Origin of the sequence: Xanthomonas theicola, assembly GCF_014236795.1 — a bacterium.
GTDB classification, from domain to species: domain Bacteria; phylum Pseudomonadota; class Gammaproteobacteria; order Xanthomonadales; family Xanthomonadaceae; genus Xanthomonas_A; species Xanthomonas_A theicola.
The window spans coordinates 887,375-903,083 of sequence record NZ_CP049017.1; the positions used below are offsets into that span (position 1 = coordinate 887,375).

Here is a 15,709-nt window from a genome sequence, read left to right on the forward strand (position 1 = left end):
ACTATTTGCGGTCAGGTTCTAAAGGATGCGCGGCGGCTCGCCGCCGACGATCACCACGTCGGCCGGACGGCGCGCGAACAGGCCGACGCAGACCACGCCGGGGATCTGGTTGAGTTCGCGCTCCAGCGCCACCGGGTCGGTGATCGCCAGATGGTGCACGTCCAGCACCACGTTGCCGTTGTCGGTGACCACGCCGTCACGCCACACCGGCTGGCCGCCGGTGCGCGCCAGGATCTCGCGGGCGACCAGGCTGCGTGCCATCGGGATCACCTCGATCGGCAGCGGGAACGCGCCCAGCGTCTGCACCTGCTTGCTCGGGTCGACGATGCAGACGAAGCGTTCGCTGGCCTCGGCGATGATCTTCTCGCGGGTCAGCGCGGCGCCGCCGCCCTTGATCAGGCAGCGGTGCGGGTCGCATTCGTCGGCGCCGTCCACGTACAGCGACAGGTTGCCGGTGTGGTTCAGTTCCAGCATCTCGATGCCGTGCCGGCGCAGGAGCGCGCTGCTCTGCTCGGAACTGGACACCGCGCCCTTGATGCGGTGGCCGATGCGGCCGAGCGCGTCGATGAAGTAGGCCACGGTGGAACCGGTGCCGACGCCGACGATCATGCCGTCTTGGACGTAGTCGATGGCCTTCTCGGCGGCCAGGCGTTTGCTTTCGGACATTTGGGACTCGGGATGCGTGATTGGAGATGACCAGCCATTCGGCTGTTGAAAGCGGGATTCGTGAACAGCGGCAGGCGGGCCGGGCAGAGGAAGAATCCCCAATCCCGAATCCCGGCTACTCGAGCGCCAACAGCAGTTTCCACTGCGCGGCGCTGACCGGGAACACCGACAGGCGGTTGCCGCGCGCGGTCAGCGCGAAGCCGTCGCCGAGCGCGTCGGCGTGCCGCTTAATCTCGTCCAGCGCGATGGTGCGTGCGAGCTTGCGCTCGAACGCCACGTCCACCAGGTACCAGCGCGGCTGCTCGTGCGTGGCCTTGGGGTCGTGGTAGTCGGACCCGGGATCGAACTGGGTGGCGTCCGGATAGGCCGGGCTGGCGACCGTGGCCACGCCGACGATGCCCGGCACCTTGCAGTTGGAGTGGTAGAACAGGATGCCGTCGCCGACCTTCATGCCGTCGCGCATGAAGTTGCGCGCCTGGTAGTTGCGCACCCCGTTCCAGGGTTCGCTGCCGGCCCGCTGCAGGTCGTCGATCGAAAAGGCGTCCGGTTCGGACTTCATCAGCCAGTAACGCTTGCGTGCGGTCATGCGGGCAAATCGGTCGCGGTCAGGAGGGTGAGTGCGTCGGTGCAGACAGCGTCCAACGCCACGTCCCAGGCGGCGACGGGGAGCGCCGCGACCTGCTGCACCGCGAATGCGGCGCCGACCAGCCACGGCGGGGGCGCTTGCCGCTGGCGAAACGCGAAGCTGCGATCATACCAGCCGCCGCCCATGCCCAGGCGGCTGCCGCCGGCGTCGAAGCCGACCAGCGGCGCCACCACCAGCGCCATCTGCTCCGGCGCCAGCGTGGCCTTGGCGGCGACTGCCGGCTCGGGAATGCCGTAGCGGTTGGCGGCGAGCGGCTGACCCGGGCGCCACGGCGCGAACCGCAGGGCCTTGCCGCTGAGCACCGGCAGGCAATACTGCACGCCGGCCGGCAGGCTCAGTTGCCAGCGGTGCAGCGCGATCTCCCCGTCCATCGCCCAATAGCCGGCGACGTGCCCGTGTTGCGGCGCGAACGGCAACGCCAGCAGCCGCTGCGCCAGCGCGTCGGCGGCCGCCAGGCGTTCGGCCGCGGAGCGCGCGCGGCGGCGCGCACGCAGTTGCTGGCGCAGTGAGTCGCGGTCGTCGGGAGTCATCGGAAAGGTATGTCGGAGACGACGCTATTGTCGGTGCCTGTGCGCGCACTGGCTACTTGGGATGTTGCCGCCGGTGCGGCGATCACGCGTAGATCGCCACCGTCTGCCGGCCCGGCAGCGCCAGCCGCCCGGCCTCGTCCCAGATCTGCATGTCCTGCAAGCGAGTAGCCGTCGGGCATGCCGGCTGGCCGAACGCAGCAGGAAAACCAGTCGCCTGCGCTGGCCGGCTGCGGGAAATCCAGGGTCCAGGTCATCGAACTGACCGGCGCCGGTCCGCTGAAGCAGGCCATCGCCGCCGGCGGCAGGCAGTCGCCGAGCGCGACCAGGGCCACGCTCGGGTCCACGCCGCCGCTGTCGCGATGGCGTGCCCATACCAGCAGATCCGGGGTGAGGCAGCGGACAGCGACAGTGCGCCGCCGGCCAGGCGCATCTCGAAATTGGCGACGAACGCCAGGGTAGCCACGCCGTCGGCGATCGGCGCGGCGGCCTCGGGGCCGCACACCGACGATGGCCGCGCCGGCATGAAGTCGTGGGCGATGCGGCTGTGCCGCGGTTGCGCGAACAGCAGCGCCGCGCGCAGCGCGGCCCGCCGGCCAGGCAATCGAGCGCGACCGAGCCGGCGGACTTGCCCTGGCGCAGCCGCTGCGCATCCAAAAGCGCAGCGGGGCGTCGGCCGGGCCGACGAACCAGCTGTGCGCCGACATCAGCGGCGGCGGCGTCGACGGCGCCGTACGCAGCGCGGCCTGCAGTGCCAACGCCGCGGACAGGCCGCCGAAGGCGGTGCGTCCCTGCCGCCAGCCGGCGGGCACGTCGAATCCGGCAGGTCGGGTCGAAGCGGTCGATGATCTGGGTGAGCGAGGGGCATGCGGCGTCTCTCCTTGGGGGCGCCAGTATCCCGGGTTCGGCGTGCGCATGAGTAGCAGTGCCACTGCATGCGGCAACTGGCGAAGTACAAAAGGAAACGCACAAAAGGAAACGGCGCCTTGCGGCGCCGTTTCCGGGAGAATTGCATTCTCCGCCATGACGATGCGTGCGAAACGACCTTGAACCCAGGGTTCAAGTGGGATAGCTGGGGAACCATCGGGCTTCCCGCTACGAGGCGGACCTGCACACCCAATTCCGTCGCCACCCCGTGGTCGTCATTAAAGGGACAAGGCGAATGTTTGCACACGCTGTCGTTCACGGCAGAGAACGCAAACCCAGTATAGCGCCGCGGGCGCGCTTGGCTAGTCCGTTCGTCGGTCGTGCGGTACGCCGCAATTCACGTTGATGATCGAAATGCGATGCCCGGATCAGCGCGCTGTATCGACCGAGCCGTCGAGGCGGCGATTGAGGTCGGCGAGCGTGCGCGCCATCTCGCGCTCGCCGCGTGCCTGCTCCTCGCGCAACTGTTGCAGTTCGTGCGCCAGGTTCAGCGCGGCCAGCACCGCGACCCGGTCCACCGCCGCCATGCGGTTGCTGCCGCGCACCTCACGCATCTTCGCGTCGAGCAGGCGCGCGGCGGCGAGCAGGCTGTCGCGCTCCTCGGCCTCGACGCCGACGGTGTATTCGCGATCGAGGATGCGGACGCTGACCGGTTCGCTCACGTGTGCTGCTCCAGCGACTTGAGCCGGGTGATCATCGCCTCGACCCGCGAGCGCGCCTGCTCGTTCTTGGTCAGCAGCTGCGAGCGTTCGCCGATCAACTGCTCCTGCTGCTGCCGCAGGCTGCGGTTCTCGTCGGTCAGGCGCTGGCAGCGTTCGACCAGCGTTTCCACGCGTGCGGCAAGGGCGCGCAGCTGGGCAAGGGCGTCGGGGGTGTCCATGGCGCCCACGATAGGCATGCGCCCGAGCGGTGGTCAAGACGCCACGCGGCAACGCGACGGCCGGCGCTCAGGCGGGCAGCTGCAGCGGCTGCTGCAGCAGCTGCAGGCAGGCGGCCGGCTCCAGCGCCGGCGCGACCAGGTGGCCCTGGATCTCGTCGCAGCCGTGCTGGCGCAGGAACGCCAGTTGGCCGGGTTGCTCGACGCCTTCGGCGACCACTTTCAGCGCCAGCGAGTGACCCATCGCGATGATGATGCTGGTGATCGCCTCGTCGTCCGGATTGCGGGTCAGGTCGCCGATGAATTCCTGGTCGATCTTCAAGGTGTTGATCGGCAACCGCTTCAGGTAGGCCAGCGACGAATAGCCGGTGCCGAAATCGTCGATCGCCAGGTTCAGGCCCAGTCCGCGGCAGGCATGCAGGATCGCGGCGTTCTGGCCGACCTGCGACATCACCACGCTCTCGGTGAGTTCCAGCTCGACGTTGGCCGCCGGCACCCCGGTCTCGGCCAGGAGCCGCGCCATCAGCGCCGGCAGGTCGCCGCGCTCGAGCTGGATCGCCGACACGTTGACCGACATGCACAGTTCGGTCAGGCCCAGCCGGCGCCATTCGCGCAGCGTGGTGCAGGCCTGGCGCAGCACCCATTCGCCGATCTCCAGGATCAACCCGGTCTCCTCGGCCAGGGGAATGAACTGGCTCGGCGAGACCGGTCCGAAATCGGCGCTGTGCCAGCGCAGCAGCGCTTCCACGCCGACCACGCGCTGCTCGCGCAGCGAATAGCGCGGCTGGTAGACCAGCTTCAGTTCCTGGTCGAACGGGATCTTGCGCAGGGTGCTGGCCAGCGTGGCGCGGAGGCGGGTGGCCTCGTCCATGCGCGCCGAATACACCTGGACGTTGCGACGCCCGGCGGACTTGGCCTGGTACATCGCGGTGTCGGCGTGCTTGAGCAGTTCGCTGGGCAACAGCGCGTGCTGCGGGAACAGCGAGATGCCGATCGAACAGGAGATCGCTACTTCGCGGCGCTCGTCCAGCTGCAGCGGTGCATCGAACGCGGTCAGCACGCGCGCGGCGACGGTCTCGGCCTCGGCCTGGCCGGCGATGTCCTCCACCACCACGGTGAACTCGTCGCCGGCCAGGCGCGCGACCGTGTGCTGCGGCCCCACCGCCTGCTGCAGGCGGTCGGCGACCGCACGCAGCACCTGGTCGCCGAGCGCATGCCCGAGCGAATCGTTGATGTCCTTGAACCGGTCCAGGTCCAGCAGCAGCACGGCCACCGAACCGGCCTGGCGCCGCGTGCGCACGATCGCGCGCGCCAGCTGCTCGGACAGCAGCGCGCGGTTGGGCAGGCTGGTCAGCGTGTCGTAGTTGGCCAGGTAGCGCAGTTCCCGCTCGGCACGCTTGTGCTCGGTGACATCTTCCAGCACCACCACGTGGAAGCGGTGCCGGCCGTCGGCATCGCCGACCGTCGTGCGGCGCACTTGGCAGAGGATCTCCTGGCCATCCTTGCGCCGCTTCCAGGCATCGCCGCGCCAGTGCCGGCCAGGGTCGGGCGAAGGCGGCGCGGGCACGTCCGGCGCGTGGTCGAGCAGCGCCATCGGCTGGCCCAGCACCTCGCGCTCGCTGTAGCCGGTGATGCGGGCGAAGGCCGGATTGACCGAGATGAAGCGCTGATTCTCGTCCAGCACTGCGACCGCCGCGCTCATGCTGCGCAGCACTTCGCCGGCGATGCGCCGTTCCAGATCGGCCTGGCGGTGCGAGGTGATGTCGCGCGCGGTGCCGGCGAGCCGGCGCGGCGTGCCGTCGGCGTCGTAGTCGACCACGCGGCCGCGCATCCGTGCCCACAGCCATACGCCGTCGCCGGCCAGGTCCACCCGGTACTCGGCCAGATAGACCGGGGTCAGTCCCTCCAGGTGCTCGCGCAGCACGCGTTCGGCCTGCGCCATGTCGTCGGGGTGGATGCGCAGCGGCTCGTCCTCGCGGATCACCATGGCGATCCCCTGCGCGTGCGGTGCCGCTCCGTCGACGCGCATCCGGCGCAGCGTGCGCTGCTGCAGATCGTAGTTCCAGAAGTGCTCGCCGGAGGCCCACATCGCCAGTTTCAGGTGGCGATCGCGTTGCTGCCGCTGCCGGCGGCGCGTGCGCCGTCGCCAGCGCAGCGCCTGCAGCGTGGCTCCGGCGGCCACCGCGGCCACCGCAGTCAGGACCGCCGCCGCCCAGCTCCCGTCCGCGCCGGTATGGCCGGCGATTCCCGCAGCGACGTGTTCGATCGACATGACGGGAAGGGAGCTTCAATCGGCGAAGAAGTGGTGGAGTGTAGGCGTCCGCCGGAAGCCTTCACAAGCTGCGCCGCGCGGGTGGATTGCTACACTGCACAGTCTCCATTTCCGACGCCGGCCCCGCCGGCCCACGCACGACAGGCCTTGCGTCCATGACCGAACTCCCCACCGCCGCCGACGTCACCCAAGCCGGCCAGCAACTGGGCCTGGCCGCATCGGCGGCCGAACTCCACGGCGCGCTGTGCGGCTGGCTGGCCGGCGGCGGCGCCGACCTGGCGGCATGGCCGGCGGCGGTGCTCGCCGACGCCGGGATCGCCGTGCCGCGCGGCGGCGATGCGCTGGACCGGCTGCGAGAGGCCACGGCCGCCCAGTTGGAGGACCGCGACTTCGCCTTCGACCTGGTGCTGGCCGATGCCGGCGCGGCGCTGGCCGAGCGTGCCGACGCCCTGTTCGACTGGTGCCGCGGCTTTCTCGGCGGCTTCGGCCTGGCGGCCGGCGCCACGCCGCCGCTGTCGGAGGAGGGCGAGGAGGCGCTGCAGGACCTCGCGCGGCTGGCCCAGGCCAGCGCCGACGATTTCGACAGCGCCGACGAGGACGAGGACGCGCTGGCCGAGATCGAGGAATTCGTGCGTGTGGCGGCGCTGCTGCTGCACAGCGACTGCGTGCTCGGCCCGCGCCATCGGCAACGCCTGAACTGAGCGATGAAGCGACTGACCGGGATCGGCGCCGCCGAACACGCGCGCCGGCGCAAGCACTTGATGGACATGGCCGGCGAACACGCCATCCTGGTGCTGCCGAGCGCGCCGGAGCGGGTGCGCAGCCACGACACTCACTATCCGTACCGGCAGGATTCGGATTTCTGGTACCTGTGTGGTTTCCCCGAGCCGGAGGCGGTGCTGGTGCTGGTGCCGGGCCGCAAGCACGGCGAGGCGCTGCTGTTCTGCCGCGAGCGCGACCCCGAGCGCGAGGCGTGGGACGGGCCGCGCGCCGGGCAGGAGGGCGCGGTGGAACGCTTCGGCATGGACGATGCGTATCCGATCGAGGACCTCGACGAGATCCTGCCCGGACTGCTGGAAGGCCGCTCGCGGGTGTACTACCACTTCGGCCGCGACGTCGATTTCGACCTCAAGCTGATCGGCTGGGTCAAGCGGGTGCGCGAACAGGTTCGGCACGGTGCGCAACCGCCGCACGAGTTCCTGGAGCTGGGCCATCTGCTGCACGAGCAGCGCCTGTTCAAGTCGCGCGACGAGATCGCGCTGATGCAGGTCGCGGCCGACCTCAGCGTGGCCGGGCATCGCGCGGCGATGCGGCTGGTGCGGCCGGGCATCCACGAGTACCAGGTGCAGGCCGAGATCGAACGCGAGTTCCGCGGCGGCGACGCCTGGCCGGCCTACGGCAGCATCGTCGGCAGCGGCGCCAACGCCTGCGTGCTGCACTACCGCGCCAACGCCGCACGCCTGCGCGACGGCGAGCTGGTGCTGATTGACGCCGGCGCCGAGTACCGCGGCTATGCCGCCGACATCACCCGCACCTTCCCCGTCGGCGGCCGCTTCAGCGCCGAGCAGCGCGTGCTGCACGACCTGGTCTGCGCCGCGCACGCCGCGGCGCTGGCGCAGGCGCGGCCGGGTGCGGCCTACGAGGCCGGGCACTTGGCGGCGGTACAGACGCTCACCGAAGGCTTGCTGCGACTGGGACTGCTCAAGGGCACCCTGGAACAGAACCTGGCCGACGGCGGCTACCGGCGCTTCTACCGGCACAAGACCGGGCACTGGCTCGGCCTGGACGTGCACGATGTCGGCGACTACCGGCTGGCCGGCGCATCGCGCCTGCTCGAGCCGGGCATGGTCTTCACCATCGAGCCCGGCCTGTACGTCTCGCCCGACGACGAGGAGGTCGCCGCGAAGTGGCGCGGCATCGGCATCCGCACCGAGGACGACGTGCTGATCACCGAGGACGGCCACCGCGTACTGACCGCGGCGCTGGCGCGCGGCGCCGAGGAGATCGAGGCATTCATGGCAGGATAACCGGGATTTGGGATTCGAGATTGGGCTCGCGCGCAACAAGATCCGCCGCGACTGCCTTCCGGTGTGTGCCTGCGGCGCTGCCAGCCGCTGCTGGAGGAGGATCACAATCCCAATCCCCCATCCCGCGGCCGTCAGGCCGCCGCCGCCGCAAACACAGGCCGGGTCAGGTTCTCCGGGTCGCCGTCGGTGCAGACCACTTCGTCCTCGATGCGGATGCCGCCGTAGGGCTTGAACTGTTCCACCCGCGCCCAGTCCACGCTGGCGGCGTGGCCGGCCCGCTTCAGGTCCTCCAGCAGCATGTCGATGAAGTACACCCCCGGTTCGATCGTCACCACCATGCCCGGCTCCAGCACGCGGGTCATGCGCAGATAGGGATGGCCGGCGGGGCGCTCGATGTGCCCGCCGCGGTCGCTGGCGGCCAAGCCGGCCACGTCGTGCACCTGCAGGCCGATCGGGTGGCCTAGCCCGTGCGGGAAGAACGCGGCGCTGACGCCGGTGGCCAGCGCGGCTTCCGGCGACACGGTGATCACGCCGAAGTCCTTGAGCACGCCCATCAGTGCCAGGTGCGCGGCGATGTGCAACTGCTTGTAGTCGACGCCAGCGCGCACGTTCAGGCCCATGCGGACCTGCGCGGCGTCGACCGCGTCGATCAGCGCCTGGAACTCGCTGCCGGTGTCGGCGGCATAGCTGCGGGTGATGTCGCTGGCGTAGCCGTGGGCCGAGGCGCCGGCGTCGATCAGGAAACTGCGCCGCGGCGCCGGCGCCTGCCGGTCCAGCTCGGTGTAGTGCAGCACCGCGCCGTGTTCGTTCAGCGCAACGATGTTGCCGTACGGCAGTTCGCTGGCGTCCTGGCCGACCGCGCCGCAGTAGGCCATGTGGATCGCGAACTCGCTGTGGCCGTCGCGGAACGCGGCTTCGGCGGCGCGGTGGCCGCGGACCGCCAGCTGCTGCGCCTGGCGCAGCAACGCCATTTCGTAGGCGGTCTTGTAGGCGCGGTGGTACTCCAGGTACTGGACCACCGGCTCAGGGTTGTTCGGCACGTACTCGCCCAGTGCGCTGGGCGCCTCGCCGAGGATCGCGCAGCGTGCGGCCGGCTTGGGCAGCAGTGCCAGCGCCTGCTCCGGCGTGCGGATGAGGTGGATGTCGCAATGCTCGACCCACCAGCCGTTCGGCGTGGCCGGTACCACGTGCCAGTAGTCGCGCGGCTGGTGGAAGATCAACTGCGGGCGGCGCCCGGGCGTGTACGCCAGCCAGCTGTTCGGCACCCGGGTCAGCGGCAGCCAGGCCTTGAACTGCGGGTTCACCGCATACGCATAGTCGCGATCGTCGAAGACCTGGTAATGCAGCGTGCCGCTGGGCACCAGCAGATGCTCAAAGCCGCCGCGGGCCAGTGCCGTGTCGGTGCGTTGCGACAGCGTGCGCAGGTGCTCGGCGTACAGGGGGCGGGGGTCGTGCTGGATCATGGCGGCGGCTCGTTCGGCGATGTGCAAGGCGAACGCCGATTCTGCCGCAAACGCCTGCACGGCGCAGGAGCGTCTAGCAGCAGGCTGCTGAAATACTTATTTCCGGGGTGAATTTTGATACGTTTCCCGCCCAAAATGACGCACGCCAAACGAAAGGTCAATGACTTGCATGGCAAGTCATTGACTTTCTAGGGCGGTCGACCAGTATTTCAGCAGCCTGCTAATGTGGTGTCTCACAAATAATATTAACTAAGTTTAGGGATGGTCTGAACAACTCCCTCTGATCCTGCGACAATCGTACAAAGCCCAACAGGACAACGACGATGCAATTGTCTTTCGGCGACGCGGAGTACAACGGCAAGCGCAAGCAGACGCGGCGCGAAAGGTTGCTGGCCGAGATGGATCAGGTGGTGCCGTGGAAAGACCTGCTGGCGCTGATCGCGCCGCACTATCCGAAGTCGGGCCATCCGGGCCGTCAGCCGTACCCGCTGGAGACAATGCTGCGCATCCACTTTCTGCAGCAGTGGTACGCACTGAGCGACCCGGGCGCGGAAGAAGCCTTGTACGACACGGCGTCGATGCGCCGTTTCGCCAGGATCGGCGGGTTGGATGAGGTGCCGGACGAGACCACGATCCTCAACTTCCGCCGGTTGCTGGAGACGCACGATCTGGCGCGCACGCTGTTCAACCGGGTCAACGCGCACCTATCGCGCAAGGGCCAGAGCCTGCGCGGCGGCACCATCGTGGACGCCACGATCATTGCCGCGCCCAGCTCGACCAAGAACAAGAACGGCGAGCGCGACCCGGAAATGCACCAGACCAAGAAGGGCAATCAGTACTACTTCGGGATGAAAGCGCACATCGGCGTGGACGATGAGTCCGGGCTGGTGCACCACTTGGAATGCACGGCGGCCAACGCCGCAGATATCACCCAGGCGCACAAGCTGCTGCACGGCAAGGAAGACACGGTATGCGGCGACAGCGGCTACACCGGGCTGGCCAAGCGCGAGGAGATGGCGAGCAAGCGCAAGCTGCGCTATCTGATCGCGGAGAAGCCCTCGAAGCTGAAGCAGATCAAGAGCAAGCGCGAATTGAAGTGGGCACAGCGCTGGGAGCACGCCAAGGCCAGCCTGAGGGCGAAGGTGGAGCATCCGTTCCGGGTGATCAAGCGCCAGTTTGGCTACGTCAAGGTGCGCTATCGCGGCCTGGCGAAGAACACGGCGCAAGTGCTGACGCTGTTTGCGCTGTCGAACCTGTGGCTGAAGCGAAAGCAGTTGCTGCCTGTCGTGGGGAGGGTGTGCCTGTAATCCGGGAAATACCCCGGAAATGCGCCGGAAACGGCGAAAAACCGAGGGTCTGAGCGCCGTGGGCGTGGTCGATATGGCTTGCCTCATCCTCCGACCGCGTTGATCAGACTATCCTTAGAGCGTGTTATGAACTTTGAGTCGATCCGGCTATCGTAGCGGGATGCAGAGCAAACGCCCATATCCGACCGACATTTCCGACGAAGAGTGGGCGTTCGCAGCGCCTTACCTGAGCCTGATGACCGAGCACGCTCCGCAGCGCAAGTACGAGCTGCGGGCAATGTTCAATGCGCTGCGCTGGATGGCACGTGCTGGAGCGCCATGGCGCCTTTTGCCCAAGGACTTCCCGCCATGGGAAGCGGTCTACCAACAGACACAACGCTGGCTGCAGGCGGGCTGCTTTGAAGCCATGGTCAACGACCTGCGTTCCATCCTGCGTGTTGCCCAAGGCAGACATGGCCAACCCAGTGCTGTCATCCTGGACGGGCGGACGCTGCAATCCACCTGCGAGAGCGGCACACGTGCAGGCTACGACGGCTATAAGCGCAAGAAGGGCAGCAAGGTGCATATGGCGGTGGACACGCTCGGATATTTGCTTGCAGTGCAAGTCACACCTGCCGACGAGCAAGAACGCGCTCAGGTGCGCTCGCTGGCGCAAGAGGTGCAACATGTCACGGGCGATACGGTAAAACTGGCGTTCGTGGATCAAGGCTACACCGGGCAGGAGCCGGCGCAAGCCGCGCAGGCAGAAGGAATCGAACTGCACGTGGTGAAACTTCCCGAAGCCAAGAAAGGATTCGTCTTGCTTCCTCGGCGCTGGGTCGTCGAACGCAGCTTCGGCTGGGTCAACCGATTCCGACGATTGGCACGCGACTATGAGCGCTTGCCGGAAACCTTGGCTGGCTTGCACTTCGTCGTCTTCACCGTGCTCATGCTCAGCAACGCCGCTACCATCCTTCAAAGTTCATAACACGCTCTAGTGGCCGCCCATGCGACGCGGGTGATAATAGAATCAGCACTCTTGTGCCAGACAAAAGGCTTCGGATTCTCGTTGTGGCGGTCGATGTAGTCTTTGATGGCCTGCTCCAAATCGTTGACGCGGGTGTGGGCGCCACGCTTGATCCACTGCTCACTGAGCTGACTGAAGAAGCGCTCGACCAGGTTGAGCCATGAGGCCGAGGTCGGAGTGAAGTGGACGTGGTAGCGGGGATGGGCCGCCAACCAGGCACCGACCTTCTCCGTGTTGTGCGTACCGTAGTTGTCCATGATCAAATGGATCTCCTGCTTGCCCGGCACAGTGGCCTCGATGGTTTTCAGGAACCGGAGACATTCCACGCTGCGGTGGCGGGGCTTGAGCTGTCCGATGACCTTGCCGGTGGCTACATCCAATGCTGCAAATAGCGAGGTCGTCCCATGACGCCGGTAGTCATGGGGGCGCGTGGCCGGCTTGCCAAAGCTCAGCGGCAAGCCGGGCTGGGTGCGGTTGAGCGCCGGGATCTGGCTCTTCTCATCGACGCACAACACCAGCGCACGGTCCGGCGGAGCCAGGTACAGCCCCACCACATCACGCCCCTTGTCCACGCAATGCGGATCCGTGGACAGTTTGAAGGTCTCTTGCAAGTGCGGCTTGAGACCGAAGGCATGCCAGATGCGTTGCACCGTGGCTGGCGAAACGCCGGTCTGCCGGCTCATTTGGCGCACGCTCCAATGCGTGGCGTTTGCTGGCGCGCTCTGGCGGACCTTGTCCACAATCTGCTGGACCTGTTCATCGTCTACGCTGCGCGGACGTCCTGTACGCGGAGCATCCGTCAGCCCGGCCAATCGGTAGGCCTCGTAGCGTCGCCTCCACTTGGATACCGTCTGGATCGTGGTCTGCAAGCGCTCAGCGATCACGTTTCCCGACTCCCCTGCTGCGCAACCCAACACGATCCGCATGCGTGGTTTCTCGTCCTCCGGCGCCTTGCGTATTCGCAGGCGGCCCTTCAGTTCCGCGCACTCGGCATCAGTGATCTGCAGCTTCGTGACGGGGCGTCCTGTGCGAGCCATCGCTATCGTCTCTTAGAGCGTGTTATGAACTTTGAAGGATGGTAGCGGCGTTGCTGAGCATGAGCACGGTGAAGACGACGAAGTGCAAGCCAGCCAAGGTTTCCGGCAAGCGCTCATAGTCGCGTGCCAATCGTCGGAATCGGTTGACCCAGCCGAAGCTGCGTTCGACGACCCAGCGCCGAGGAAGCAAGACGAATCCTTTCTTGGCTTCGGGAAGTTTCACCACGTGCAGTTCGATTCCTTCTGCCTGCGCGGCTTGCGCCGGCTCCTGCCCGGTGTAGCCTTGATCCACGAACGCCAGTTTTACCGTATCGCCCGTGACATGTTGCACCTCTTGCGCCAGCGAGCGCACCTGAGCGCGTTCTTGCTCGTCGGCAGGTGTGACTTGCACTGCAAGCAAATATCCGAGCGTGTCCACCGCCATATGCACCTTGCTGCCCTTCTTGCGCTTATAGCCGTCGTAGCCTGCACGTGTGCCGCTCTCGCAGGTGGATTGCAGCGTCCGCCCGTCCAGGATGACAGCACTGGGTTGGCCATGTCTGCCTTGGGCAACACGCAGGATGGAACGCAGGTCGTTGACCATGGCTTCAAAGCAGCCCGCCTGCAGCCAGCGTTGTGTCTGTTGGTAGACCGCTTCCCATGGCGGGAAGTCCTTGGGCAAAAGGCGCCATGGCGCTCCAGCACGTGCCATCCAGCGCAGCGCATTGAACATTGCCCGCAGCTCGTACTTGCGCTGCGGAGCGTGCTCGGTCATCAGGCTCAGGTAAGGCGCTGCGAACGCCCACTCTTCGTCGGAAATGTCGGTCGGATATGGGCGTTTGCTCTGCATCCCGCTACGATAGCCGGATCGACTCAAAGTTCATAACACGCTCTAGAACCTGTTCACGATCTTTCCCGGGTAGTGCAAACTCTGCGGATGCGCACAAAGACGTATCCGAGTGCCATGAGCCGGGAGCGGTTCGAGCAGATCCGCCCCATTCTGGAGCAGGCGCGCAAGCGTACCAAGCCACGGACCGTGGATCTGTAGGACGTGTGGTGCGCGGTGCTGTACCTGCTGCGCACCGGCTGTCAGTGGCCAGCGCTGCCCAGCGACTTCCCGAAGTGGCGCACCGTGCACTGCTACTTTGCCAAGTGGAGCGAACCAGACGATGAAGGAGTGAGCCTGCTGGAGCGGGCGCTCAAAAAATCAGGGTGGCGCGGCCCGCCAGAGACAGGGGCGCAACGCTTGCAGCACGTTCTTGATCGTGGACGCACAGAGCGTGAAGAACACGGACACGGCTGGCCAGAAGGGTTATGACGCGGGCAAGAAGGTCTCGGGGATCAAGCGTCGCATCGCCGTCGATACCCAAGGCCTGCCGCATGCGGTCGCGGTGACGACGGCGGAAGTGACCGACCGCAAAGGCGCGCTCCAATCCCTGGATCGTTGCAAGCCGAACCTGGGACACGTGCAAAGCCTGTTGTGCGATAGCGGCTATACCGCAGAACCGTTCGCCGAAGGCGTACGAGAGATCCTGGGCAAGCAAGTCACGGTGCAGATCGCCAAACGCAGCGAACTGCACACCTTCAAGGTCATGCCCAAGCGCTGGATCGTCGAACGCAGCTTTGCGTGGCTGGAAAAGAACCGAAGGCTATGGAAGAACTGCGAGCGCAAGCTCAACACCAGCTTGCAGTTCATCCACCTGGCATGCCTGACACTACTACTCAAAAGATCGTGAACAGGTTCTTACACGGAAAACACTTCGACAGCCAAGTTGCTACATAGTTCATATTATTTGTGAGACACAACACTAGCGCCTGCACGACAGCATGGTCAAGAACCTGTCCAAGCTGTCATGGCAGAGCAGGTGCGCCAAGGGCCAGCGCTACGCCCTGCTGTCAACCGGGCGAAGCTGACACTGGACGGCGGCCAGGGGCTTGCCAAGCTGCTGGCGGCCAATTCGTGAAAAGGATCGAGCGGCATTGGGACGGCATCGCCGCCTACTGCCATCCGGACAACTAAGGTCGGTCTCGGTCTGGTGGAAAGGCTGAACAACAAGATCCGGGTCATCCAGCGCAATGCCTACGGCTACCGCGATGACGCCTACTTCTTCCTCAAGATCCGCGCCGCCTTCCCCGGAATTGGGAGATGAACCAAAAAAGCGACCGCGCTCAGGCCGATTTTTTTGCACCGCGCAGCGTGGGTGGGTGGACTACAGAGGATGCGCCGGATCCAGCAGACCGTACTGGGTTGCCAGCCGGGCCAGTGCGATGTTGTCGTGGATGCCGACCTTCTCGAACAGCCGCGCCTTGTGCGTATTGACCGTCTTGGCACTAAGGCTCAAGCGCTTGGCGATGTCCTCTTGGCGCAGCCCGCGGGTCAGCAACAGCGCAACTTCCAGTTCGCGCGGGGACAAAGCGTCGAACGGCGAACCGCCACCTTCCAAGTTCGCCAGCGCAAGGTTCTGCGCGATATTGGCGCCGAGGTAGCGCTTGCCCATCGCCACGTCGCGTACCGCACGCAACAGTTCCTGCGCGTCGCCCGCCTTGCCCACGTAGCCGGATGCGCCGGCCTCGAGCAGACGCTTGGGCAACGGACCGTCTTCCAACACCGACACGATGATGACCTTGGTGCCGTGATCGCCCTTGATGATGCGCTCGGTGACCTCGAGCCCGCTGACGCCGGGCATGTGCAGATCGCAGAGGACGATGTCCGGCTTCAATTGCCGGATCTGCGGCATCGCGGCCTCGCCGCTTTCGGCCTCACCGACGATTTCGATGTCGGTCTGATTGGAAAGGATCAGCTTCATGCCGGTACGAACAAGAGCGTGATCGTCGACCAGAAAAACCCTGATGGCCATCTCGTATAACCCCAGCGCCAATGAACACCGCATGTTCAGACTAGCGGCGTGAACTGTTCGGGGCAACTGAAATTTGTAGACAAAACTAGGCGATTTCACGGCACGCTCAGTTGGCTG

The 15,709-nt window shown here is 66.3% G+C and carries 15 protein-coding genes, 1 other RNA gene and 2 pseudogenes; 6 read left to right on the top strand and 12 right to left on the bottom strand.

Translation table 11 applies throughout. From position 1 onward, the window contains the following. Window positions 1-18: 18 nt before the first annotated feature. The 8 genes from rpiA to G4Q83_RS03930 form a co-directional block, all read right to left on the bottom strand. A complete protein-coding gene (rpiA, locus tag G4Q83_RS03895; RefSeq protein WP_128421580.1) occupies window positions 19-666 on the bottom strand; it encodes a ribose-5-phosphate isomerase RpiA in 648 nt (215 codons plus the stop codon). A gap of 115 nt (window positions 667-781) precedes the next feature. Then, window positions 782-1,252 (bottom strand): EVE domain-containing protein, encoded by a 471-nt coding sequence (locus G4Q83_RS03900; RefSeq protein WP_128421581.1) that lies wholly within the window; start codon window positions 1,250-1,252, stop codon window positions 782-784. Continuing rightward, the gene (locus tag G4Q83_RS03905; RefSeq protein ID WP_128421582.1) at window positions 1,249-1,842 is read right to left on the bottom strand and encodes a 5-formyltetrahydrofolate cyclo-ligase; all 594 of its coding nucleotides are present in this window, start codon (window positions 1,840-1,842) and stop codon (window positions 1,249-1,251) included. Before G4Q83_RS03905 ends, G4Q83_RS03900 begins: the two co-directional genes overlap by 4 nt. Beyond that, a complete protein-coding gene (locus G4Q83_RS03910) occupies window positions 1,839-2,651 on the bottom strand; it encodes an acyl-CoA thioesterase domain-containing protein (RefSeq protein WP_158255070.1) in 813 nt (270 codons plus the stop codon). The genes G4Q83_RS03905 and G4Q83_RS03910 overlap by 4 nt, the downstream gene beginning before the upstream one ends. Window positions 2,652-2,850: 199 nt before the next feature. After that, window positions 2,851-3,036: non-coding RNA, 6S RNA (gene ssrS, locus G4Q83_RS03915), on the bottom strand. Window positions 3,037-3,134: 98 nt separating this feature from the next. Further along, window positions 3,135-3,428, bottom strand: a complete 294-nt coding sequence (locus G4Q83_RS03920; protein ID WP_128421584.1) for a cell division protein ZapA — start codon at window positions 3,426-3,428, stop codon at window positions 3,135-3,137. Further along, a complete protein-coding gene (locus tag G4Q83_RS03925; protein ID WP_128421585.1) occupies window positions 3,425-3,646 on the bottom strand; it encodes a TIGR02449 family protein in 222 nt (73 codons plus the stop codon). Before G4Q83_RS03925 ends, G4Q83_RS03920 begins: the two co-directional genes overlap by 4 nt. A 67-nt stretch (window positions 3,647-3,713) precedes the next feature. Then, the gene (locus G4Q83_RS03930) at window positions 3,714-5,915 is read right to left on the bottom strand and encodes a putative bifunctional diguanylate cyclase/phosphodiesterase (RefSeq protein WP_128421586.1); all 2,202 of its coding nucleotides are present in this window, start codon (window positions 5,913-5,915) and stop codon (window positions 3,714-3,716) included. A 155-nt stretch (window positions 5,916-6,070) separates the two neighbouring features. Here G4Q83_RS03930 and G4Q83_RS03935 point away from each other — a divergent pair, with 155 nt between their 5' ends. After that, a complete protein-coding gene (locus tag G4Q83_RS03935) occupies window positions 6,071-6,616 on the top strand; it encodes a YecA/YgfB family protein (RefSeq protein WP_128421587.1) in 546 nt (181 codons plus the stop codon). Window positions 6,617-6,619: 3 nt separating this feature from the next. Next, on the top strand, window positions 6,620-7,942 hold the full coding sequence (locus G4Q83_RS03940) for an aminopeptidase P N-terminal domain-containing protein (RefSeq protein WP_128421588.1): 1,323 nt from the start codon (window positions 6,620-6,622) through the stop codon (window positions 7,940-7,942). Between the two features lie 131 nt (window positions 7,943-8,073). On the opposite strand, the gene pepQ is transcribed toward G4Q83_RS03940, so the two are convergent. Beyond that, on the bottom strand, window positions 8,074-9,405 hold the full coding sequence (pepQ, locus tag G4Q83_RS03945) for a Xaa-Pro dipeptidase (protein WP_128421589.1): 1,332 nt from the start codon (window positions 9,403-9,405) through the stop codon (window positions 8,074-8,076). A gap of 323 nt (window positions 9,406-9,728) precedes the next feature. Here pepQ and G4Q83_RS03950 point away from each other — a divergent pair, with 323 nt between their 5' ends. Next, window positions 9,729-10,712, top strand: a complete 984-nt coding sequence (locus tag G4Q83_RS03950; RefSeq protein ID WP_185817191.1) for an IS5 family transposase — start codon at window positions 9,729-9,731, stop codon at window positions 10,710-10,712. A gap of 160 nt (window positions 10,713-10,872) precedes the next feature. Continuing rightward, window positions 10,873-11,679 (top strand): IS5 family transposase, encoded by an 807-nt coding sequence (locus G4Q83_RS03955; protein ID WP_185817193.1) that lies wholly within the window; start codon window positions 10,873-10,875, stop codon window positions 11,677-11,679. Here G4Q83_RS03955 and G4Q83_RS03960 read toward each other — a convergent pair. Continuing rightward, on the bottom strand, window positions 11,667-12,755 hold the full coding sequence (locus tag G4Q83_RS03960; protein ID WP_185817342.1) for an IS630 family transposase: 1,089 nt from the start codon (window positions 12,753-12,755) through the stop codon (window positions 11,667-11,669). The two genes, G4Q83_RS03955 and G4Q83_RS03960, sit on opposite strands and share 13 nt — an antisense overlap. A 22-nt stretch (window positions 12,756-12,777) precedes the next feature. Further along, window positions 12,778-13,584 carry an IS5 family transposase gene (locus G4Q83_RS03965; protein ID WP_185817193.1) on the bottom strand — a complete coding sequence of 269 codons (807 nt, stop codon included), beginning with the start codon at window positions 13,582-13,584 and terminating at the stop codon, window positions 12,778-12,780. An 87-nt stretch (window positions 13,585-13,671) separates the two neighbouring features. Between G4Q83_RS03965 and G4Q83_RS03970 the strand changes: the two are divergent. Together G4Q83_RS03970 and G4Q83_RS22955 are read left to right on the top strand one after the other, a co-directional pair. Next, window positions 13,672-14,470, top strand: a pseudogene (locus G4Q83_RS03970) (IS5 family transposase). A 221-nt stretch (window positions 14,471-14,691) separates the two neighbouring features. Continuing rightward, window positions 14,692-14,884: pseudogene (locus G4Q83_RS22955) on the top strand (transposase); the annotation flags it as partial. Between the two features lie 60 nt (window positions 14,885-14,944). Here the strand turns inward: G4Q83_RS22955 and G4Q83_RS03980 are convergent. Next, window positions 14,945-15,592 (bottom strand): response regulator, encoded by a 648-nt coding sequence (locus G4Q83_RS03980; protein ID WP_128421969.1) that lies wholly within the window; start codon window positions 15,590-15,592, stop codon window positions 14,945-14,947. Between the last annotated feature and the right edge of the window lie 117 nt (window positions 15,593-15,709).